General features: G+C 55.4%; 16 protein-coding genes and 1 tRNA gene. 7 read left to right on the forward strand and 10 right to left on the reverse strand.

Going from position 1 to position 21,493, the window contains the following annotated elements:
* Nucleotides 1-40 precede the first annotated feature (40 nt).
* Both IE099_RS09620 and IE099_RS09625 read left to right on the forward strand, forming a co-directional pair.
* Nucleotides 41-2,440: a hypothetical protein gene (locus IE099_RS09620; RefSeq protein ID WP_189569708.1), complete on the forward strand. Its 2,400-nt coding sequence runs from the start codon at nt 41-43 to the stop codon at nt 2,438-2,440.
* Between the two features lie 56 nt (nt 2,441-2,496).
* On the forward strand, nt 2,497-3,348 hold the full coding sequence (locus IE099_RS09625) for a hypothetical protein (protein WP_189569709.1): 852 nt from the start codon (nt 2,497-2,499) through the stop codon (nt 3,346-3,348).
* Nucleotides 3,349-3,461: 113 nt separating this feature from the next.
* On the opposite strand, the gene IE099_RS09630 is transcribed toward IE099_RS09625, so the two are convergent.
* Nucleotides 3,462-4,931, reverse strand: coding sequence for a carboxypeptidase M32 (locus tag IE099_RS09630; protein WP_189569710.1), 1,470 nt, complete (start codon nt 4,929-4,931; stop codon nt 3,462-3,464).
* Between the two features lie 55 nt (nt 4,932-4,986).
* Here IE099_RS09630 and cdaA point away from each other — a divergent pair, with 55 nt between their 5' ends.
* From cdaA to IE099_RS09650, 4 genes are all read left to right on the forward strand, one after another.
* Complete coding sequence (gene cdaA / locus IE099_RS09635; protein ID WP_229809463.1) at nt 4,987-5,826, forward strand: diadenylate cyclase CdaA; 840 nt, start codon at nt 4,987-4,989, stop codon at nt 5,824-5,826.
* Entirely contained in the window at nt 5,783-6,007 is a 225-nt protein-coding gene (locus tag IE099_RS09640; RefSeq protein WP_189569712.1) for a hypothetical protein, read from the forward strand. Before cdaA ends, IE099_RS09640 begins: the two co-directional genes overlap by 44 nt.
* Before the next feature lie 5 nt (nt 6,008-6,012).
* Nucleotides 6,013-6,669 carry a dethiobiotin synthase gene (gene bioD, locus IE099_RS09645; RefSeq protein ID WP_189569713.1) on the forward strand — a complete coding sequence of 219 codons (657 nt, stop codon included), beginning with the start codon at nt 6,013-6,015 and terminating at the stop codon, nt 6,667-6,669.
* A 110-nt stretch (nt 6,670-6,779) separates the two neighbouring features.
* The gene (locus IE099_RS09650; protein ID WP_189569714.1) at nt 6,780-7,853 is read left to right on the forward strand and encodes a CAP domain-containing protein; all 1,074 of its coding nucleotides are present in this window, start codon (nt 6,780-6,782) and stop codon (nt 7,851-7,853) included.
* A 1-nt stretch (nt 7,854) separates the two neighbouring features.
* Here the strand turns inward: IE099_RS09650 and IE099_RS09655 are convergent, their stop codons facing one another.
* From IE099_RS09655 to IE099_RS09680, 6 genes are all read right to left on the reverse strand, one after another.
* A complete protein-coding gene (locus IE099_RS09655) occupies nt 7,855-8,238 on the reverse strand; it encodes a hypothetical protein (protein ID WP_189569715.1) in 384 nt (127 codons plus the stop codon).
* Nucleotides 8,239-8,263: 25 nt separating this feature from the next.
* Nucleotides 8,264-9,451: an FAD-dependent oxidoreductase gene (locus tag IE099_RS09660; RefSeq protein WP_189569716.1), complete on the reverse strand. Its 1,188-nt coding sequence runs from the start codon at nt 9,449-9,451 to the stop codon at nt 8,264-8,266.
* A 2-nt stretch (nt 9,452-9,453) separates the two neighbouring features.
* Complete coding sequence (locus tag IE099_RS09665; RefSeq protein WP_189569717.1) at nt 9,454-10,305, reverse strand: alpha/beta hydrolase; 852 nt, start codon at nt 10,303-10,305, stop codon at nt 9,454-9,456.
* Nucleotides 10,302-11,216: an RluA family pseudouridine synthase gene (locus IE099_RS09670; RefSeq protein WP_189569718.1), complete on the reverse strand. Its 915-nt coding sequence runs from the start codon at nt 11,214-11,216 to the stop codon at nt 10,302-10,304. The genes IE099_RS09665 and IE099_RS09670 overlap by 4 nt, the downstream gene beginning before the upstream one ends.
* 557 nt (nt 11,217-11,773) lie before the next feature.
* Nucleotides 11,774-13,024: a DEAD/DEAH box helicase gene (locus tag IE099_RS09675; protein WP_189569719.1), complete on the reverse strand. Its 1,251-nt coding sequence runs from the start codon at nt 13,022-13,024 to the stop codon at nt 11,774-11,776.
* Nucleotides 13,025-13,152: 128 nt separating this feature from the next.
* Nucleotides 13,153-14,964 carry a vWA domain-containing protein gene (locus IE099_RS09680; RefSeq protein ID WP_189569720.1) on the reverse strand — a complete coding sequence of 604 codons (1,812 nt, stop codon included), beginning with the start codon at nt 14,962-14,964 and terminating at the stop codon, nt 13,153-13,155.
* 255 nt (nt 14,965-15,219) lie between these two features.
* On the opposite strand from IE099_RS09680, the gene IE099_RS09685 reads away from it, so the two are divergent.
* Nucleotides 15,220-15,294 (forward strand) — tRNA-Arg (locus tag IE099_RS09685).
* A gap of 1,123 nt (nt 15,295-16,417) precedes the next feature.
* Here IE099_RS09685 and IE099_RS09690 read toward each other — a convergent pair.
* The 3 genes from IE099_RS09690 to IE099_RS09700 form a co-directional block, all read right to left on the reverse strand.
* The gene (locus IE099_RS09690) at nt 16,418-19,729 is read right to left on the reverse strand and encodes a type I restriction endonuclease subunit R (RefSeq protein ID WP_189569721.1); all 3,312 of its coding nucleotides are present in this window, start codon (nt 19,727-19,729) and stop codon (nt 16,418-16,420) included.
* A 76-nt stretch (nt 19,730-19,805) separates the two neighbouring features.
* A complete protein-coding gene (locus tag IE099_RS09695) occupies nt 19,806-20,660 on the reverse strand; it encodes a DUF3037 domain-containing protein (RefSeq protein WP_189569722.1) in 855 nt (284 codons plus the stop codon).
* Nucleotides 20,657-21,490, reverse strand: a complete 834-nt coding sequence (locus tag IE099_RS09700; protein ID WP_189569723.1) for a HipA family kinase — start codon at nt 21,488-21,490, stop codon at nt 20,657-20,659. The genes IE099_RS09695 and IE099_RS09700 overlap by 4 nt, the downstream gene beginning before the upstream one ends.
* Between the last annotated feature and the right edge of the window lie 3 nt (nt 21,491-21,493).

The raw sequence follows: 21,493 nt of genomic DNA on the forward strand, positions 1-21,493 counted from the left end.
GAAGTCCCTGTCCTTCAGGTCGCAGTGCCCATCTAAAACCATGAAAAGAAACTCAATATTGTCTGCACTGTTCTTGGGGGGCTGTCTCCCAAGTCTTTCAGGACAAACGCTACTTTACTCTGATCATTTCGACACCGGCGCGACGGAGAGAATCGCTCTCGATAGCTCGGATACGACTAGCCGCTTCGGCGGCACTCTCGCAACGGAAGCCGGAGTTGCTCTCCAGTCCTATGGCGCCCTCCAATTCATCGATAATGACCAGCTGGACCTCGTGCAGGGGGGCGGAGTGCGCTTTGGTCCAGAGACCAGTCGCTTCAATTGGGCCTCCGAGGCGACTGGTGCGGCAATTCTCGCGGATGGAGGCTTCAAGGTCACCTTCGATTGGATTCACACGGGGGAGGATTCGGAATGGATTGCTTGGAAGGTCGGGACACCGAACTCGGATTCTGGGGTGAATGCGGGAGAAGTCGATCATGCGGTTCTGATTCGTCAGGGAGCGACGGGTTCCAATCAGTATAACGAGCGGTGGGATAATGGTTCGAATTCAGGGTATAGTGGAATCAGTCACAATCCTGATGTGGGCAATCTGAAGACCTACAGCGTGACCCTGACCTATACTTTTGACTCCTTTGATGATGGTTCAACTGTCAATTTGAGGGCCGTGGTCGATGGCATCTTGATCGTCAACGATCTCTTTACGTGGGATAACAACGGGGGAGCGCTCCATATGGAAATGGCGAGTGGCACGGCCAACAATCTCGTTGATAATCTGGCTATCAGCACTCTCGACGGTTTGGTTTTTGATACCACCCTCGAGGGTACCACTTTCATTTCGGGAGATCCCGTTGGCACACCGATTGGATACTTGGAAGCCGCTTTGGGAGTCAACCCGGTGAACTCCAACTTCACCTTCGTGACGGGGGAAGGTGATACCGACAATGGCCGGTTCGCTATTGATGGCGATGAGCTTCAGGTTGGAAGCGACTTCACCGGAGCCAACTCGGTAGACGGTCAAGAGTTCTCGATTCGCGTCTTGGCGACAAGTTCTGAAGGAGGAGGTGAGTCTTCTGAGCGGAGCTTCACATTGACCGTGAGCAAAGATGATGATCTCGATGAGCTTCCGGATGAATGGGAGTTGCGCTGGGCTCCTGACCTGCAGACTCTGGATGGTCTTTCCTTCAGCGCGGATGCCGACTCCGATACTTTGCTGGATAGTGAGGAATACCAGCTGAGCCTGGGGGGATTTCTCGGGTATCCCGCCTATCCCGATATTGACCCTACCGATCCTGATACCGATGGGGATGGAGTTCTTAGCGATGGGGACGAGCTCTTTCCTACCGAAGGTTTCAGAGTTCCCACCAATCCGACTCTCCTCGATACGGACTACGACGGGCTCTCTGACGTGGCTGAAACCAACACTGGAACCTATGTTGATGCCAATGATACCGGCACCGACCCAACTGACCAGGATACGGATGATGACGGTTCCCGTGATGGTTGGGAGCTGGCCAATCTCGGACAAGCGGCAATCTTCGATGCCTCTCAATTTCCCCCATCGCTCAGCAACAAGGTGACTGTGAATCAATTCACGGATTTGGCCAGTAGTGGGATTAGTTCATCCAAGTCTTATACGCACAAGATCAGTGGCGGTGGTCCGGCAACGATTGATGGAGTGGTCTTCGATGTTCTCACAAGTGAAGCCGCAATCCCCAACTTCACGTGGGAAGCACCAGTCTACAATGAGTTTACGAACTCGGAGTTCAACAGTTGGGTTCCGGCCAACGGCGGGGTGAGTGCTCAAGGGCTTCTGGAACTTTTGGGGACCTTCGTTTATTCCTCGGGTGACCCGGGGGCGGAGCAGACCTTTACTCTCTCGGGATTAACTCCAGGTGAAGACTACCTCCTGAAGATCTATGTCCGGACTTGGGACTACAGCGGTGGGGCCAATGATACGGGACGGCCTGTCGACTTGACCTTCACCAATGGCTCGGAAGTTGAGATTCCGTATGGGGCGATCGCTTTGGATCGCCCGGGTATCGTGCTCGGTACCGCAAACAATGATGATGCCTACTATTTGACCTATGCCTATACGGCGCAGGGAACAGAGGTTGTGGTGAAGGCGGGGGTCAACCCGGGTGCCCGAACTAACAGTGGTTCCCTTCATCTCTACGGGCTCACGAATGAATTGGATGGGGTGGTTCTCCAGGACCTCTCAATCACGGATTCGAACTTGGATAGTGCGGGCAACTTCACGCTCTCATTTAGTGGTTCTCCGGCTACCACTTACCAGGTCACCAAGTCTGCGGATCTGTCGTCAGGCTTTGAGCCCTTGGAATCTCCCTTGTCGCCAATGACTGATGGCAATGGTGAAGGTCAGGTCACGGTGCCGGTCTCGGAGTTCAATGGTGAAGCCCGCTACTTTCTTCGTATCGAGCAATAGGTCCATTCCTGAAAAATACAAAATTGACGCTCACGAGAAGTGGGTTTCTACGAAAGATGAAATTGAAAAGAAATATGATGAAGGAGAATTTTGGCAAGGGGAGGGCGCAGAATCGTGGGGCGCTAATTGCTCTGGGGTTGCTCGCTACCTTGGGAATGGCGGAAGGCACGATCGTGCTTTATTCCGATAACTTCAACGGGCCTGATAGTGGGTCTTTTGACGCGGCGTCGCCTCCTGATGGACTACGGGTTGGCGGAGCGGTTGCTGGACCCGCGAGCTACTTGCAATCCTTTGGGCAGCAGCAGGGAATCCTCGGAGCTCAGCTGGACATGACCGATGGCGGTGGCTTGCGTTTCGGTCCCGAGACTTCTCGGTTTGACTGGGCGGCTGGTTCTACCGGAGGGGATATCTTGGGCGCGGGAGGAATCAAGGTGACCTTCGATTGGATCCATAGTGGAACCTCGACTGAGTGGATTGCCTGGAAGGTGGGAACCCCCAACGGTGATTCCGGAGTCAATGCTGGCGAGGTGGATCACGCTCTTCTCATCCGTCAATCCGCGACTGGAGGAGGTGAGACCAACGAAAGATGGGATAATGGCGCGAATCAGGGCTACTCGGGTGTTGCGCATGATAGCGCTGCCGGCACCCATGCGGTCGAGTTGGTTTACACTTTTGGTTCCTTTGCTGATGGAACGGATGTCAATCTGGTTGCAACGGTTGACGGGGTTCGCATCGTTGAAGACACCTTCACATGGGACAACAATGGTGGAAGTCTTTTCATGGAATTGGCGACTGGCACGACAGAAAATTTTGTCGATAACCTTGTTGTTAGCACCGTCCCCGAACCCTCTGTTTCTCTGCTGGGATTGGCTGGATTGGGTTGCCTTCTTCGTAGAAGAAGAGGCTAGGGAAACCAGTTTTTTTGGGGCTGAGGTTGTTTGTTGTATGGGAGCAAACAGCCAGACAGGTAAAAGCCGACTCCGTTTGTGGAGTCGGCTTTTTGCTTTTGGCAGACGAAGGTTCAGGCTGAGAATCTGCTCCGCAGATGGGTGAGATAGTCGGCGCCTTCGGTGGGACGTCCGGTTGCGGACTTCATCAACTCTTGTGGAAGAAGAGTGGCTCCCTTGCTATGAATCTCTTGCTGAAGCCAGCTCAGTAGGGGCGCGGTATCCGCCTTTGCAAACGCCGTGGAGATCGTGGAACTGCCCATGGCGGTTTGGAAAAGCTGGGCGGCGTTGAGGTTTCCGAGGGAGTAGGTCGGGAAGTAACCTAGTCCACCCATGGCCCAGTGGATATCCTGAAGGCAGCCTTCGGTATCGGTTGATGGCACCATATTGAAGAGTTGCTCGAAGCGGGCGTTCCACGCGGCGGGAATGTCCTTCACTTGCAATTCGCCATTGAGCAGCTTGCGCTCCAATTCGAATCGCAAGAGGATGTGCAGGTCGTAGGTCGCCTCGTCGGCTTCCACCCGGACAAAGGTGTAGTCGGAGCGGTTGATTGCGATGAGGAATTGGTTGAGGTCTAGGGCGCGTAGATGGGGAAAGAGTTCTTGAGCGCGTGGCAGCCATTTTTCCCAAAAAGGGCGGGAACGTCCCACGTGATTTTCCCAAAGGCGGGATTGGCTTTCATGGATGCCCAGGGAAACCGGGTCCCCGGAGGGGAGGTGGGCCTGATCGCTGGGCGTGCCCTGCTCGTAGAGTCCGTGGCCTGCTTCGTGCAAGATACCGAAGAGAGAGGAGGCAAAGTCGTTTTCGTCGTAGCGAGTTGTTAGTCGCACATCGCAGGGGCCAAGGGTCGTGCAAAAGGGATGTGTCGTGGTGTCGATGCGGCCAGCTGAAAAGTCGAATCCGATGGACTCTGCGATTTCGCGGTTGAGGGTTTGCTGGGACTCAATGGGCGCGGGCCCCAACAAGAGGTCCGCAGGAATCTGCCGGGACGCTTCTACCGCCTGAGCTGCGATATCAACGAGGTCATCTTGGAGAGTGTCGAACAGGTTGGCCACTTCGGTGGTGTTTGCTCCGCGCTCGTAGCAAGAAAGCAGAGCGGTGTAGGGCTCGTCCTCGTAACCCCACAATTCCGCCTTTTCGCGGGCGATAACCAGGAGCTTTTCCAGGTGGGGAGCGAAGGTGGCGAAGTCGTTGTCAGCACGAGCCTTGGCCCATGCCGCCTTACCCATGGAAGAGGCCTGGGACTCCTTTTCAACCAAGGCTTGGGGGATCCGGGTGGTGAGATCGAAGTGGTGCCGCAACTCACGTAAGTTTGCTTCTTGCCCCGAGAGGGCTTCGGCTTCGGCATCTTCCAATGCTGCGCGGAAGGAGTCACTGGTGCCCAACTCGTGGATCTTTCCAGATAGCAGGGCGAGTTGGTCCGCGCGGTGTGCGACGCCTCGCTCAGGGAGATAGGTTTCCTGATCCCAGCCCAGAGTGGAGGCGGCTGAGGCATAGAGATGTTTTTCGCGAAGTCGTTCAGAGAGGCGGTCGAAGGCTGACATGGGAAGAGTCTTTGGAAGGATGAGCAGCTTGACGAGCGGAATTTGTTCTCGAGCGGTGTCATTGCTCTTTCGGGTCTGCAAGGGAGGTGCTATCTTCGCCGCCTTGTATTGGGAAGCATTCCAGAATCATTGGCGGGACGGGGTCGAGATCCTCGTCTTGTGGCTTGTTATTTATCAGCTATACCGCGCTTTTCGGGCGACGCGGGGAGCGCGCATCCTGGTGGGACTTGCCACGGTTCTCATCGGTTTTATTCTGATTTCCAGCTTGTTGGAACTTCCGGTTATCAGCTGGATTCTACGGCAGGCGGTTTTCGTGCTGGCTTTCGCGCTGCTCATCATTTTTCAGCCGGAGATACGAAGTGCCTTGGCTAAAATCGGCAGCTCGCGCTTTCTCTCATTTAACTCGGGGCAGCGCAAGTTTGTGAACTTGTTAGAGGACTCAGTGGTGCAGCTTTCCAAGAAACGGTTTGGAGCTCTTTTCGCCCTCGAGCGGAATATTTCATTGAAGGACATTCAGACGACGGGGGTGGAAATGGACAGTGAGCTGTCGGTGGAATTGGCGATGACTCTTTTCTTCCCCAAATCCGCGCTACACGATGGGGGCGTGGTGTTGGATGAAGAGCGCATTGCGGCCGCCGGATGTGTATTCCCCGTCACCCAGCGAGACATGAGCGACCGCTCCCTGGGCCTACGACATCGGGCGGCGATTGGATTGTCGGAGGAAACCGATGCGGTGGCGATCGTCGTCAGTGAGGAGACCGGGATGATTTCCATCGCAGTCGACGGCAAGTTGGAGCGCTTCAAAAATGAAGCCGAATTTCGTGAGCGCCTGGAGGCGATTTTCTTAAACCATGAGCAGCAAAAGGACAGTTCGGCCGCAGAATCTGACAGCTAAGGTCGCCTCACTGGTGCTGGCTGTGATTGTGTGGTTTTTGATTAAGGACCTCTTGGAGAATCAGCGCCGGAATGGCGAGCCCGACATCGAACCTGCGATTCTCGGACCAGCCATCAACCCTGATCTACAGGGCACGGACGTATTGACGGAGCCCAAGAAAGAGACCCCGACGGTCCACTAGTAGATATGAGAGGAGGCATTGTGGTGACCGGCACCGATACCGGATGTGGGAAAACTTGGTTTTCGTGGTTGTTGGTGAAGGCCCTGCGGGCAAAGGGCGTCGATGCGGTAGGCTGGAAGCCGATGTGTTGCGGCGACCGGGAGGATGCCTACGCTTTGGAGGATGCTAGCGACGGTCGGCTGACCATTGATGAGGTCAACCCGATTTGGTATCGGACCCCGATTGCGCCGTTCCCAGCTTCGGAACTGGAGGGAGGCGCGTTGGGTTTAGCTACACTGGTTGCCTTGGGTCAAGGACTGCAGGAGCGGCATGAGATTGTGATTTGCGAAGGCGTGGGAGGCTGGGAAGTACCGCTGACAGCGAAAGAGAATTTTTCGGACTTTGCGCGTATGTTGGATTGGCCGATTGCGCTGGTAATCGGAAATCGTTTGGGAGCGCTCAATCACACCTTTCTGACCGTGGATGCGATCGAAAGAAAAGGCTGTCGTCTCCAGGCCGCGGTCTTGAATCAGGTGATTGAAGAGCAGGATGTGGCCGGAGTCACAAACCGCGGTGTGATAGAGCAACGTTTGCCCGGCAAGGTGGTGGGTGAGGTGATGCACGGAGCCGAGGTGCTGGAAAGCGAGATTCTCGCGAGTCTGGAAGCGACCGGGCGCGATTGAGCCGTCACACTTGGCTGGAGCAGGATGGGTCTGCAGTTGGGAAGAGTGCACGCGGCGGGGAAGATTCTCCCAGTTTGACCTTTTCCCTCAAATCATGCAGATTTTGAGGCATGAAGAACCTCTTGTTGTTTCTCGCTTTCTGTCTTCCTGTCACCCTGGGGGCGGAGGATGCTCCGGTTGTTCCCAACGACCTGCTCCGCAAGGCCTTGGAGTGGATGGAATCCGAAGATCCCGCTCGGAGAAAGGCTGCCTACAGCACGATTCAACTCTTGAGTGAAGAGGCGCTGCCAAAGTTCCAAACTGCACTTTTTGCGGCGAAAAGTCATCACGAGAAGCGACTTGGAAGAATTCTTTCGGGTGGTCGGGATAATGCTTATCAGGAGTTGGAACCTGTTCTGGAGGAACTCACCACCGAGCGAAAGCGGGTCTATGACCTGATCAAAATCGATTACAAGAAGGACGCTTCCAAAATCAAAATGTTGCGCAACGAGGTCGAGTCAGTGGACCGTATCTACCAACGAGCGATTCGATTTTCAGCCAATGATCTTTCGCCGCTCACCACACAGGTCGAGCAGGTCGCACAGGCTCTCGTGGAAATTGAAACCGAGCTGGCCCGCATTGAGAGCCACCGCGAAGGTGAGGACTATGAGCCTGATGACAGTGACCTTCAGCGGCAGTGGAAAGAGGCCCTCGAGGAGACCTATGACGGTGAGCGCTTTATTAAATTTCAAAAGAACCGTGATGTCTTTCTGCAGGAATTGTCCACGCTAGCGGCGGCGAACAAACACAACAAGGACTCGGCTTGGGCGAGCGCTTCACAGAAGGACTTTGCGGATCTCCTCAATCAACAGCGCGCGATTATGGGGCTTCGTCCACTGCACTTGGAGGAGAAGCTATCGTTCGCGGCAACCGATCACTCCAAGGATATGAAAGCGCTCGGTTTCTTTGCCCATGAGTCGCCGGTCGAAGGCAAGAAAACTCCCGGAGACCGGGCGCGCAAGGCTGGATACACTGGCGGATGGAGTGGAGAGAATATCTTTATGGGGTCCGGATCCCACGCCTCCGCTTACAACGCATGGTTTGCTTCGGACGGCCACCGCTTCATCATGTTCGCCAATGGTCCCAACGAATTGGGAATCGGTCCGGTGGGCGGGCATTGGACCATGATGACCGGCCGTCGCTAGGTCACTCGGATGGCTCTTCATCCGGTTGCCTGCTCTCGACTGTATTCGTCCTGTTTCTATTTTCAGTCTCTTTCGCGGCGGAAAGAGGACTGATGAGGGCGATAGGTAAGGTGATGGAGACCAATATGATGAAGAACAGAGTGGGAATAGCTAGATAGAAAGCTGATTTGGTTTGTTTGCAACAGATGAGCGTGAGCAAAAGAACGGCAAAGGCGATAAAGAATCCTCCCGGCATGAGGCCTGACGTTTTCAGAAGAGTCTGATTGAAGGTGGGCAAGGTGAGTTCGAGATCCATGTATATCTTTCGATATTTGGATGCCATTGCGAGGCAACCAAAACCGGCGCCCAAAGAGAGAATGGCTACGATGATTGAGAAGATACGCATGGTGGCGAAAGGGTGGAGATTTGTGCTAGGTCATCCTCGAACCAACCAAGCCGGCCATCGACCTGGTCATGAACTTGCGGGCTGGAGGAGTGTATTGCATGGTGCGGAAAAAGGCTTTGCGCAGTGGACTCAGCCACTGGTGGTCAGATTGAAACCATGGTGTCAATTGTCGCGTGGAAAAGCTATAGAAGGCCAGCTGAAAGTGTCGAGCTCTGGCATATTGCGCGAGTGCTTCTGATTGCGGAAACCTCTCAAGACAGCGTGCGAGGGAGGAAGCGTCTTGCAGCGCCAGATTGACCCCTTGCCCCAACTGGGGGCTCATTGCGTGGGCCGCATCGCCGAGAATGACCACCCCTTCGCGATGGCAGCAGGGCAGTCGCACATCGCCGTAGCGGGCGGTGAGCACTTGGGACCAGTCTTCGATTTGGGCAAGAAAAGGTTCCGCGCGCGGAGTGACTTTGAGGATTGTATCTTTCCATTTTTGCAATGGCTGGGATCGAATGAGCTCGTCGTCGGCGAGCTTGAGACTCCAGAAGAGGCTGACCAAATCGTGCTCTTCTTCCAGTTTTCGTCCGGTGGCGAGGAAGCCTGCCAATTGGCGGGTTCCGTTGACTACTTGATAAAGTTCTTGGGTTGGGAAGGTGTCGTGATTGTGTCCGATAAACCAGTGCGCGCCCCACGGGTAACCACGGTTGATTCCTTTGGGAAAAAGCCTCTGGCGAAGAGTTGAGCGAGCACCATCGGCGACGATGAGGAGGTCGAACACTCGGCTCTGCTGGCCTGTGGCAGATTCTAGTATCCAGCCTTTTGATTCGCGTCGTGCACCGGTGACTTCCCAGTTCCAATGAACCGGCACACTCTCTTTCGCCATGGCGGCCAGCAGGTAATGGAGCAGAACGGGGCGGTGCAGTCCGAGCCCGAACAGATGATCGCCGAGCTCCTGATACTGGAGGTCTAACAGGTCACGTTCTTGCTGGTCGAGAACATGGAGCCGTTCGATTCGCGCTCCTCGTTCAAGCACGGGTTCCAGAATTCCCAATTCATCGAGAACCGACATTCCGGAGGGCTGGAGAAGAAAGCCGGCCCCCACAGGTTCGCACGCAGGAGCCCGCTCAAAGAGTTCCACCCGATGTCCCTGCCGAGCCAAAAGGGTCGCGGAAGCGGGACCGGCCGACCCCAGCCCGACCACGGCAATGGAGAGGGGTTGCGCCATAGCTATTTCTCCCCGGCCTTCGGAGTCAGGGTGGCGGTGATGAACTCGGCAATGGCCAAGCGAGCTGGGTCATTGGGCTGCGCGATGTCGAAGGCTACCGATCCATGGTCGCGGTCTGGGATGACCAGTGTTTTCACCTCGGTTTTTCCAGCGCCTTTGAGAACCGCCGCGAGATAGAGGTTTTCTTCCACACGGGCAGCCATGTCGTTTTCGGCACAGAGAATGAGCGTGGGAGGAATGCCTTCCAGCGAACCATAGCGCACGGGCGAGGCGTCATCGGCGGTGATGATGAAGGGGTTGTCCGATCCAAAGCGTTCTTCTCGCACGGTGTAGTGGGTCATCGTTTGTCCACTGACTGGGATGAGGCCCGCGATGGCACTCCGCTCGAGCTTGTGGGCTTTCAACCATGTCGGATCCATTCCGACCATGAGAGCCAGGTAGCCTCCAGCCGAATGCCCTCCGAGAAAGATTTTTTTAGGTGAACCACCCTGTTCGGAAATGTTCGTAATCGTCCAGGCGATTGCGTTGGCAGTGTCTTCCACATAGGAGGGATACTTGGCTTTGGGGCTGAGTCGATAGTTCACCATCGCCACCGCAATGCCATCACTGGCGAGGGCTTTTGCGATCGCGGTGTTGGATTCGTGGTCTTTAGAACCGCCCTTTAAGCCCCCTCCATGCAGCCAGACGAGAGTCGGAAAATCTTTTCCGGTTGGCAGGTAGAGGTCGAGTTTGCAGCGTTCGTTCTGATAAGCATCTTCTCCGCTGGGAGCATAGGGCAGGTCCTTTTGTACCGTAATGGTGGCGACCTCGGCGAAAAGAGGCAGGGCGGCGAACAAGAAGAGGAGTGTTTTCATGAGAGAGAAGGGTTGGGGAGCCAGGGTTGAAATTCGCTGGGAAAAGGCGCCTCGAAAAGAACCTCTTCGCCCGTCGCGGGGTGAGTGAACCCCAACTGGCGGGCGTGCAGCATCAGGCGATCGGTGTCGGGGAGGGACTTACTAGATTTCCCGTAGATGGGGTCGCAGAGGATGGGGGCACCGACGTGCTTGAGGTGGACGCGGATTTGATGGGTGCGGCCGGTGTGGAGGGTGCACTTTACGAGGCAGGTGCCGTCGCCGTGACGGTTGAGAACTTCGTAATCGGTGATGGCGGCTTTGCCCGAACCGGGATCAACGACTGCCATTTGTTGACGGTTGACCGGATGACGGCCGATGTTGGTGAAGATGCTGTCTTCTTCTTTCAGCGGAGGACGGGCAGTGACCGCGAAGTAGATCTTGGTGGTGGTTTCGCGTTCAGCAAATTGGGTGAGCAGCGACTTCATCGCCCGGTCGGTCTTGGCCACCACGATGCAGCCGGAGGTGTCCTTGTCGAGACGATGGACAATGCCGGGACGCTCCACGCCATTGATGCCGGCCAGTTGACCGTCGCAGTGAAAGAGCAAAGCATTGACCAAAGTGCCATCAGGATTGCCATTAGCGGGATGGACTACCATGCCGTGGGCTTTGTTGAGAACGATGAGGTCCTCGTCCTCATGCAGGATGTCGAGCGGAAGGTCTTGCGCAATGAGTTCAAGTTCGACGGGCTCGGGAATGGTGATTGAAATCAGGTCGCCGGGGTTGAGGGTCTGTTTGGGCTTGGCGCGAGAGTCGTTCACGAGGATGTGACCTTCCTTGACCAGCTCCTGCAGGCGCGACCGCGAATGTTCCTTCAGGCGGGACGCGAGGAAGGCGTCGAGGCGGGCGTGTTGGGTATCGATTTCGATTTGCATGTGGAACGGATGGGGCGAGGAAGGTAGTGCCAGTAGGGAGCGACTGATGGGGCGATTTTTGCAGGTTGGTATTGGGCTGGGTCGAAGGAAATTTGTTGAAGTGAAAATGAAGATCTTTGGCCTAGAAGGATAGAAGAAAAGTATTGCGAGACAAGCGAAGTCCCCATCACAAAACCAAACCAACGGACCGCGAGTGCCCTCACTCGCCCCACTGAATCATTCGGTCAGTCAATCTGGGGGTAGGGCTGTTTTTGGCAAAACAGCCGCGAGTGTTTGGGGACGGTCCCCAGGCCTTCGGCCGTCGTCCGCGAGAGAGCTTTTCGAAGATTCCTGAACTCTCGTGGTCCTTTTGTCAAAAGGACCCTACCGTGTTGATGGTGCAAGTGGGTTGCCCGTTGGGGGTAAGTTGCTGTTCATTGGCTCGGGGTTGCTGCGAGATTGAGCAAGTAAGCTTTGCTCTTCCCGGGTGGGTGAAAGAACGAACCGATCAACCGCAAAGCGGCAGCTAGCGCTGCGCGCGCTCCGAAATGTCTCTGCTCAATCGCAAAGAACGAACTCTAACGGCGGCGGCGCTTGGGCGCGGGGGGACGCTTCTTGCGGACGGGCTTGGGCGGAGAGTCGTCGAGCAAGGCGGTGTAGATATAGGGAAAGTTGTCGAGCTTCTTGCGCTCAATCTTGCGACTGATGAAGTTCTCAATCGAAGTGGCGCTGTCCAACTCGTCCGCTGTAAGAATGGTGAAGGCGTCTCCTTCTTTTTCCGCACGGCCGGTCCGACCAATGCGGTGGACATAATCTTCCGCGTTCTCGGGAACCCGATAGTTGATTACGTGGGTGACCCCGGAGACATCGATGCCACGAGCGGCGACATCGGTGGCGACCAAAATGTTGTAGGTTCCGTCCTTGAAACCGGCGAGCGCCTTCATGCGGTCACGCTGGTTGATGTCGGAGTGCATGGCGGCGACCTTGGCGTGGTCGTTGCCCTTCAGCATCGCGGTCACGGAGTCCGCTTCTTTCCGCGTGCGGGTAAAGACCATTACGGAGTCGAAATCAGTCTGGGTCAGCAGCGCCAGCAAAAGCTCGTCGCGCTGATCCATGGAGACGGGGTAAAAGGCGTGGGAGACAGTGGAAGCCACTTCGCGACGGGCGATTTGCACCTCAGCGGGGTCGGTGAGACACCACTTGGCGAACTGCTCGATCGTCGGAGGCATGGTGGCCGAGAAGAAGAGGGTCTGTCGATCGGTGGCGGGATTGGCGGGGCGTTTGCTCTCTTCGTCCGCTTCTTCCGCTGGCATTTTCCAGGGACAAAGGTTCACGATCTTGCGCACGATAGGGAGGAAGCCCATGTCCAGCATGCGGTCCACCTCGTCGAGAATGAGAATCTTGATTTCACCGAAGCGCATGGTGCCGCGGTAGAAGTGGTCGACCAAGCGGCCGGGCGTCGCGACGACGATATCGGCTTTCGCAATGTCTTCGTCTTGCTTGCCATAGCCCACGCCGCCGTAGAGGAGGCAGACATGCAGACCGGTATGCTTTCCGTATTCTTCGAACTGCTCCGCGACCTGGTGGGCCAATTCGCGGGTGGGCTCGAGCACCAGAATCTGCGGCTTGCCTTTCTTTTCGATGCGGGAAAGGGAAGGCAGCGCGAAGGCTGCGGTCTTGCCGGTTCCGGTCTGGGATGCGCCAGTCAGGTCTCCGCCCTTCAGGATGATGGGAATCGCTTGCGCCTGGATTGGGGTCGGGTCGGTGTAACCCTTTTCAGTAACAGCACGCAGGATAGGTTCGGATAGACCGAGTTCAGCAAAAGACATCGCGGACGGTCTAGAGTGGCAGCGCGCAAGTAGCAAGACCGGAAAAACGCATGGCTACGGACCCGGGTAACGAGAGGAAAGGCGCAGGATGGTAAAAAGTCGCGCTGTAAGATCGCAGGAGCCCGCATTCAGGCCGTCTCAGCTACCACTTCTTCCTCCTGGACCTTCACTTTGGTAAAGTGCCACGCCGCCAGCAGAGCGGCCAGGGTCGCGACTACCCATAGCGGCCACCACTTGTCCTCGTCGGTGATTTGGTCGACCGCCGACGCGGTGAGACGGGTCAACTCGTTCTGCGAGTTCGCACTGCGCAAGTCAGCTTCCCGTGTGTCCGCAAAGTGGCTCGCCGATTTGAGAAGGAGAGTCTCGCCTTGTTTGACTTCGAAATAACCCGGCTCGCTGGGTGCACGGAGAACCTCGTTGGCCGCCTTTTCCGCCACGATCACTTTCGTGTCATCCTCCCCGGGGACGGCCACGGTGAGGGATTGCCCCGGCTTCCGGGCGAGGGGGATTTCTTGGTTGGTCTCGGTGTTCAGGGACTCGAAGGCCACCTTTTGCTCGCGTAATCCGGTGGTGAAACGGTGGAGCAGAATTACCGTGGAGGGCAGCTTCAGAGCATTGGAGAGCGAGAGGTCGAAGTTGAAAATCAAGTGTGATTTCGCCCCCCGGGTGGGCTTCCCCTCCTCGACGACGGGTAAGGTTTCGCGCAGAACAATGAGCGGTCTTTGCCCCTGCCAGAGAAGGACTTCATCGGAGGCGGTCACGGGGAAAGGGATGGTCTCGCGCGATTGCAAAGCCTGCCAGTTCAGGCCTTGGGTCAAGGGATGAGGTTCCGCCACGATGCCGCCGGAAAGAAACTTTCGCGAGCGCGCAGTCTCGTTGATGGTGATGATGGAATGGGTCTCCGGCACGATGGGGAGCAGGGGATCGTAGGCGGAAAGGGTCAGGTCAGGAACGGCAGTAGCGCTGCTTTCCAGATTGGGGAAAAAGGCGAGGAAGCGCTTCTGAAAGTCCCCGAACTTTGGCGGCAACTGCGAGAGCGTCACCAGAGTCTTCGGCTTGGGTTTCACCACGGGCAGCTCGTTGTCCAGGGCGAAGGCATCGTCCGCCAGTTTCACGGTGAGGTAATCCGCCCCGGCAGGAAAATTGCCCGTCAAGGTCGTGATACCGTCTGCTCCCAAGGTCAGCTCGCGTTCCTCCGAGAGAGAACCATCGGGAAAGAGCACCTGCCAAGTCCGCGACTTTTCATCATCAGAGTAATTCCGCACCGTCGCTTGCCAGGACTGACCGTCCTCGGAAAAACTCAGGCCAGTGAACCCCATATTGTCAGTGGCCTTGCCCACCGCGAGCAACTGCGCGTCGAAGGGCAATTCCGTGCGCTCGAGATTGTCGGTCACGTAGATCAGGAGGCCCTCCCTCCGAATCCGCGAACGCGCCAGGCGCAGCGCCCCGTTCGGGTCCATCGCCCCCGCTGTCGGAGACCAATTCTCCAATACCGTAAGAGCCTCCTTCGGGTCGTCGCCGGAGTAGAGCAGAGGTTCGTTCGGATCCGAGGTCAGGAGATAGAGCTGCACCTTCGCGGCCGGCCCTTGCAAGCGGGGGAGTTCTTTCTCCAAAGTTGTCTTCAGCTCCTCACGAAAGACCGACATCGACGCCGACGAATCCAGCACAATGGCCAGCTGTTGGGTGGAGGTGGTATTGCGATAGCGCGGTTCCACCAGCAACCAGGTCAGCAGGAGAACCATCAGCAGCTGCAGCCAAAGCGGAACCGAGTTGGTCAGACGGTCAAAGCGTCGCCCCGAAGTCGATTCCCGCTGGGTCTGCTCAAGTAGAAACAAGGTCGAGACCGGAATCACCTGAGCCTGCCTTTGCAGAAAGTGAATCAGCAACACCGCCGGGATCCCAAGGAGAGCCAGCAGCCCGAGTGGATTGGTCAAAATCATTCGTCACCCAACCCTCCCGAATCCCAAGCCATCCGTCCAGCGGAGAAGCAAGGAATTGAGCCCTCTTGGGAGGCGGGGTGGGAGTGTGAGGAAAAACTCAAAAGCCAAAGACACAATGACCAAAGTTCCCTAGCTCAGCGGTCTCCCACGAACTCTGACCCTGCGAGTTTTCCAATGGAATTTCAACAGCCAGGAAAAACCAGATTGTCGCATTGACAGGGAAGGGGGCGTGGGTGCATTCTCCGCGCCCGCGTAGGGCCTGTAGTTCAATGGATAGAACGACGGTTTCCGGTACCGTAGATCGGGGTTCGATTCCCTGTGGGCCTACCACTCTTAACTCCTTGTTTTCTAGTGGATTGAGAGGTTTTTGAAGAGGTTCGTCTCTCTTTTTCATTCGCCCGTTTTCGGCCCATTTCGGCCCTTTTTTCTGGTTAAATCGGATACAAAATGGATACACAGCTCAAGAAGCTGTTGCCTCTGATTCGACAGGATGGCTTCTCGCCAAGGTGCCCTTTAAGAGGCGCAGAGAGCCAATTCGCAAGAAATCTCCCGAAATCAAAGCGATGGTGTCTCGCTATCCTCCTGTTGACGTCAAGGAGGCCTGTTTGGTGACCCGGGAGAGCTAGCCAATAATGTGGATTCTTCGCTGTTTACTGCACGCAAGTATCTTCAGGAATATTCAGTAAAGATTGAAAATATCGAAGATAGAGTCACCGAGACAATGCCTAATATTCTTGGGGAAGTAGGCTCTAGTCTGCAGTTGGCGACCACATCTTACTCGCGAGCTCACCGCCTCGGCATCAACCATCACATTGATTAGAGATCAGCAATGAGCAGCTAGACGCCCGCACAGTGGCCGCCAGCCTGGAGGGGGTGAAGAGCGCCAATCTTGTTTCAGTAAGCTCACTGGCCTCGACATGGCGCCCAAATAGAGCCTCGCTAAAGCAGGCAAAATGGAAGTGGAAATTTGAGCGGTTGGGAACCGCATCACTCGACCTCTCCTTGATGGTGGACACCGAGTAATCAGGCCGAAATCGCGTTTTCACTATTGAGAATGCCGACTTCCGACAAAAAATGCCCCCTCTGGAAATGGCTGCAACCCTGATGCCTTCGTCTTATTGAGACCGATAACTTCCAATAACAGCCCGAATGCGGAATCCAAAAACACGGGATTATCGTGTCTGCTGGACAAGCGCTATCGCAAAGAGTGTTTGCTCAGAAAGTCGGCAACCTGGAGCACGCCCGGTCGGGGGGAACGAGGTAATATTCTTGAGTCAAGGAACCGTGGGGGACAGGCGAGCGACGGATAACTGGGAAGGAGGGGACGTGGTGTGGAATAGGGCAAAAAGCTGGACCCGTCCCACCCCTCACCCCCATGGCCCCATATAGCCCCCCTATACCTATATGCCTCCCTCTCTCAAAAATGTTCTCACGCGCATGCGAAGACCAATTACTAGCTCGCCAGCTTCAGCATATCAAAGATGAGTCGGGCGAACTTCTTCCCTTTCTCAGCGTTTCCAATCAGTTGCAGTTTCTGGTTCTGATGAACTTCGCTGCTGTCGAGGATGGCGTCGTAAAGAGCTTTTGGAAAATCTCCCAAGAGCGCCTGTTCCTCACTATTGTTCGCGAGTTGTTGCATAACCGAGCCATTCTCTTTCATCTTATCCCGAATGGTGTAGGCGTAGTTGACGAGGTCTTGCTCGGTCAGACCTTCGGTGTCGAAGAGGGCGTTCAGCTGCTCAATAATGGTTGAGAGAGCTTCTTCCTTCTTGTCTTTTGACCGAGCTGAGCCCGCAGCTTCACCTCCAGCCAGGCCGGTTTCTCCCTCCGCCGTTGCGAGAGCCAAGTCTTGTTGTCGAATCTTGGAAAGGCGGTAGTGGCTGAGCTCCACGTTGCTCAGGTCGATGGGGTCCTCGTCCTCAAAGCTTTCTCGCAAGAGCGGTCGCAAGGCGCGGGCGTAAAGGCTCAACTTTTCCAAGTCCTTGTCGTCATAGTCGACGATTTGGGACATGAACTCGTAGAACCGAACAAAGGTCCCGAGGTCCTTCTTGAAAATATCGAGGGCGTCCTTGTCACGTTTGGCCTCCTTGAACTGGTTCTCCGCATTGGCCATCAGGACCGCATCTCCAGTCTTCTTTGTCCGCTCGAAGAGTGATTTACTTTCCTTATAGTTCAGCAAGGCGGCCGTGTAGCGCACCTTCCAGCGTTCCACCGCCGGTTTGCAAATATTGCTAATCGCTGCATTGCTCTTTCCTTTCTGGAAAAAGACCTCCGCGAATTGCTCCACCTCTTGCCAAAGAAAAATGCCGACGGCACGGAGTTTGTCAAAGAGGTCGTAGACCAGGTTGGGATCCGAGACTTCGCTCAGGGTCGCCGTTTTGTAGTAGGGGAGAAAGGAGTCGAGGATGTCCTGGGGCTCGTTAAAGAAGTCCAAGACAAAAGTCCCCGATTCCGCTTTGCCGGGGTAGACGCGATTGAGGCGCGAAAGCGTTTGCACGCATTCCACACCTCCCAATTTCTTGTCCACATACATTGCGCACAGCTTGGGTTGGTCGAAACCGGTTTGGAACTTGTTGGCCACGATCATCACTTGATAGTCCTCGCTATCGAAGGCTTTGCGCATGTCGCGGCCTTTCAAGCCCGGATTCATGTTGTGCTCGGTAAACTTTCGTCCCGTCAAACCGGAGACATTTGGGTCGGAGTCGTGGAATTCAACTTCTCCGGAGAAAGCCACCATCCCGTAGAGTTTATAGTAGCTTTTTTCGTGAATGTATTTGTCGAAGCCGAGCTTGTAGCGCACTGCTTCTTTGCGGGAGCTGGTCACCACCATGGCCTTGGCTTGGCCGCCTAACAAACCCATCACATTGTCGCGAAAGTGCTCGACGATGACCTGCACCTTTTGTGCGATGTTATAGTCGTGCAGCCGGATCCATTGGTTCAGCTTTACCCTCGCTTTCTTGCTCTCGACTTCGCTATCAGCGCTTTGCACTTTGAGGGCGAGTTGGTAGGCCGTTTTGTAATTGGTGTAATTTTTGAGAACATCGAGAATGAAGCCTTCCTCAATGGCCTGACGCATCGAATAGACGTGAAAGGCCTCGGGCTTGTTCTGGGGAGAAGGGGCTTCAGTTGGCTTCGGCAAGCGCCCGAAGAGTTCCAAGGTCTTAGCTTTAGGGGTCGCGGTGAAGGCAAAGTAACTGAGGTTGGCGGAGACCTTGCGGGAGGCCACCAATTCGGTGAGAAGCTCGTCGGTGCCGGTTTCTTCCTCTGGGTCTTTGCTCTCCTTCATGAGCACTTCCTTCAGCTGCCGTGCAGTGGAGCCCGTTTGGCTGGAGTGGGCCTCGTCGGCAATGATGGCGTAGGAGCGTTCCTTCAGGCTGACGCTGTTTTCAATCGCTTTCAGGACGAAGGGAAAGGTCTGGATTGTGACGATGATGATGGGCTGGGAATCCTCCAAGGCTTTGGCCAGTTTTTCGGATTTCGAGCCCTCTCCCTCGTCGCGATTGATGCGGCCCACCACGCCATCGGTTTGTTCAAATTGCGAGATCGTATCCTGCAGCTGGTCATCTAACACCGTGCGGTCGGTCACTACTATGATGGAGTGAAAGACTTTGCTTCCGTCCGCAGCGTAGAGCGAGGACAACTGGTGAGCGGTCCAAGCGATTGAGTTCGACTTGCCCGACCCCGCACTGTGCTGCACCAGATACTTTTGTCCGGGGCCTTCCTCAGCGGCAGTGTCCACCAGCTTGTTCACGACATCCCATTGATGATAGCGTGGGAAGATGAGGGTTTCTTTTTTGTATTTCAGCCCATCCCAATTCTCTTTCTCCTCAATCTGCAGATGGACGAAGCTCGCCAGAATTTTGAGCAAGTTGTCGGGCAAGAGGACCTCGTTCCAGAGGTAGTCGGTGGCGTATTGATTGACGTCAGCGGGCGTTTCGTTCCCCGCCCCTCCTTCAGACGTTCCTTTGTTGAATGGGAGGAAAAAGGTATTCGCACCCGCCAACTTGGTGGTCATGTAGACCTCATACTGGCTAACCGCAAAGTGCACCAAAGCGCCGCGTTTGAAGGTCAGGAGCGGCTCAGGCTTTTTCGTCGCAGGATCGGTGGGGAGACGGTCCTTGCAATATTGCTTCTTGGCCAGCTCCACTGCTTGCTTGAACTCCGACTTCAGCTCCAGCGTCACCACCGGCAGCCCGTTGACAAAGAGGACTAGGTCGATGCGCCATTTCTTGGACTTCGCCACGCCTGCCGACTTCTGGGGCGAGCCATACTGCGTGGCACTTTCCTCAACCAATCCCGTAAGCTGCGGCTCTTCTTCTTTTTCACCCTTGGTCCAAGGGCTGTAGACGAGTTCCGGCACTACTCGCAGCCTGTTTTTGCTATAGCGGGCCAGGGTGTCGGGATTGAGGTCGTGCTCGGGCTTGAACTGGCAGAGGTCGAAGCGTGTTCCGCGATCTTTGATGGGGTGGCGTAAGACCCCCAAGGTGCCAAAGGTTCGCATCGTGCTATCCGCCGCGTTGGGGTCTGCTTTGTGAAGTTGCACCGCTACTCGTTCGAGAAATTTGCTTTCGGCGTTGTTCGGATAGAGTCCGCTGAACTTCTTCCACTGCTCCGGCTGCGTCTCTTGCACGAAGCCTAACAAGTCCTCCTCATACAAGGCCAACTCGCGATTGTAATTCGCCGGCGACCCCAGCAACCAGCCGTTGTCTAACAAGTGTTCGATCATCTCGTCTTGGAAGGTGCGCTCGTTGGTTTGGTCGCTCATGATAGCTGGCAGCTACTCTTTCTCAAAAGAATAGATAATGCAGCTCTATTTCCAAACTGGTGTGTCTGCTGTTTACTTAAGCTGCGGACAGCAAGACCTCTTGCTCCAAGCGATTGCCGAAGTCTACCGCCTCGTCTTCCTCAATGAGGGCTACATCCTTCGAGGCTGCGAGAATCTTACGGGCATCGCTATAGGCGCGCTCATTTTGGCCTCCTTGTGGACCTCCGAGGAGAAAGTGCAAGCGATGGGGGTCTTTCGATTCAGAAAGAAACCCAGCTTCGGCGTGCCAACGATAGGCCTTTTGGCGAATGTCTTCTGGCTTGATGAGGTCAAAGGAGAGGGTTTGGTAGACATTCCATTTTCCGTTCTTCCAGGCATTCTCAAATTCGTGACTAGCCAGAGGGGCTACGATTCGGTGCTTGCGGAGATGTCTCTTCACCGCTTCTCGAGCAAAGGCTTGGCGATATACCTCGCTATAGACTTTCGCCTCATCGCGTCGAAAGTTGTCGGTCACGTTGTAGTGACTCTCAATTTGGCCCTCAAAGAGGAGCTTCAATTCCTCCTCAGGGGACTCGCAGAGCCCACCGCTAGACAGGCCCCATTGGAGAGCCGCCGAATCAACGGGAATAATCTTCACCGCCAAATCGCGTGCGCTTTCGGGTTTGTCGCCGAGCACTAGCTCTAAGGAAGTTTCGTGCAACTCAACGGACAAATCGTTAAAGCGAGTTTGGATTCGCTTCATCATTTTGCGGTAATCTTCTTTGTGAAAATCAGCAAAGAACTTGGAGAGGCGGCTAAATTTTTCGGTTCCTCGGAAGATGAGAGTCTGGCTCTTCGGTGCCCATAGCAGGACGCCGACATTCGCGAATTCCCCCGAAAGAGGCTCGTGAATGTATCGCAAGAAGCAGAAGCTGTAGGGCTCAAGATTCATTGTTTCGTCGGAAAAGAGTGCGCCGTGAGATAGCCGAAAAAATCGTCAACCCCAACTGACAGTCGTTCAAAATAAGCCGAAAGTTCGGAAAAGTCGAGCGAGGAGCTTGGGAAGGCCCCTGAGATCATGAGATGAAGTTCGCTATCGCCATGTTGGAGATTCCATTCCTCAAAAGAGTCCCAAAGACCATTGGCCAAGCCCTTGTCAGGATCGAGGCGGAGGTGGGGGAAGAGGCAGTGAGCGGAGAGTTGCATCATCGGAAGCGCCTTTCTCCACGGTCTGTCTTCGTCACGCAATGAGGTGATATGAGAGAAAGCCTTGTCGAAGTCCAGCATCGCGAGTTCTTCTCCGCGCCAGAGCAGGTTGGGATTGTCACTTCGTCGGTCGGAGTTCTGAACCATGGCGTCAAAGGCATAGGCCGCGTTAATTTCCTCTTTGGGAATGGATTGCGGCGGCTTGGTGTCGAGCCATTGCTTCCAGTCGCTCCCGAGATGAACGGTGGCAAAGTTTGGGCCGTGGCTCCTTTCAATCAAATCAACGTAGTCCTTACCGTTGTGGTTTCGATAGTCCATCGCTCCGAACTCCAAGCCTGGGACCAAATTCACGACCACCGGCTCCACCGTTGTCAGCCCTAATTGTCGGGCCAGCAACAACGAGAAAAGTTCGCGCATGACCAGCTCCATGCGATGCCCGTAGCCAGCGTGACATTTGACGACAAGGGTTTCCCTTTTGCTTTGCCCGCCTTCCTGCGCAGTAACGAGAAAGGGCAAGTTAAGTCCCCGTGCCATTGGCTGGCGAAATTGAAGGGCTGTGAAGTGGCGGAGGGACATGCG

The sequence above is a fragment of the Roseibacillus persicicus genome, assembly GCF_014651675.1.
GTDB lineage: Bacteria > Verrucomicrobiota > Verrucomicrobiia > Verrucomicrobiales > Akkermansiaceae > Roseibacillus > Roseibacillus persicicus.

What these genes read in the sequence shown, in the direction of transcription:
- IE099_RS09620 (WP_189569708.1), top strand. Translation starts at nt 41, where the DNA reads ATGAAAAGAAACTCAATATTGTCTGCACTGTTCTTGGGGGGCTGTCTC.
- IE099_RS09625 (WP_189569709.1), top strand. Translation starts at nt 2,497, where the DNA reads ATGAAATTGAAAAGAAATATGATGAAGGAGAATTTTGGCAAGGGGAGG.
- IE099_RS09630 (WP_189569710.1), bottom strand. Translation starts at nt 4,931, where the DNA reads ATGTCAGCCTTCGACCGCCTCTCTGAACGACTTCGCGAAAAACATCTC.
- IE099_RS09640 (WP_189569712.1), top strand. Translation starts at nt 5,783, where the DNA reads ATGAGCAGCAAAAGGACAGTTCGGCCGCAGAATCTGACAGCTAAGGTC.
- bioD (WP_189569713.1), top strand. Translation starts at nt 6,013, where the DNA reads ATGAGAGGAGGCATTGTGGTGACCGGCACCGATACCGGATGTGGGAAA.
- IE099_RS09650 (WP_189569714.1), top strand. Translation starts at nt 6,780, where the DNA reads ATGAAGAACCTCTTGTTGTTTCTCGCTTTCTGTCTTCCTGTCACCCTG.
- IE099_RS09655 (WP_189569715.1), bottom strand. Translation starts at nt 8,238, where the DNA reads ATGCGTATCTTCTCAATCATCGTAGCCATTCTCTCTTTGGGCGCCGGT.
- IE099_RS09660 (WP_189569716.1), bottom strand. Translation starts at nt 9,451, where the DNA reads ATGGCGCAACCCCTCTCCATTGCCGTGGTCGGGCTGGGGTCGGCCGGT.
- IE099_RS09665 (WP_189569717.1), bottom strand. Translation starts at nt 10,305, where the DNA reads ATGAAAACACTCCTCTTCTTGTTCGCCGCCCTGCCTCTTTTCGCCGAG.
- IE099_RS09670 (WP_189569718.1), bottom strand. Translation starts at nt 11,216, where the DNA reads ATGCAAATCGAAATCGATACCCAACACGCCCGCCTCGACGCCTTCCTC.
- IE099_RS09675 (WP_189569719.1), bottom strand. Translation starts at nt 13,024, where the DNA reads ATGTCTTTTGCTGAACTCGGTCTATCCGAACCTATCCTGCGTGCTGTT.
- IE099_RS09680 (WP_189569720.1), bottom strand. Translation starts at nt 14,964, where the DNA reads ATGATTTTGACCAATCCACTCGGGCTGCTGGCTCTCCTTGGGATCCCG.
- IE099_RS09690 (WP_189569721.1), bottom strand. Translation starts at nt 19,729, where the DNA reads ATGAGCGACCAAACCAACGAGCGCACCTTCCAAGACGAGATGATCGAA.
- IE099_RS09695 (WP_189569722.1), bottom strand. Translation starts at nt 20,660, where the DNA reads ATGAATCTTGAGCCCTACAGCTTCTGCTTCTTGCGATACATTCACGAG.
- IE099_RS09700 (WP_189569723.1), bottom strand. Translation starts at nt 21,490, where the DNA reads ATGTCCCTCCGCCACTTCACAGCCCTTCAATTTCGCCAGCCAATGGCA.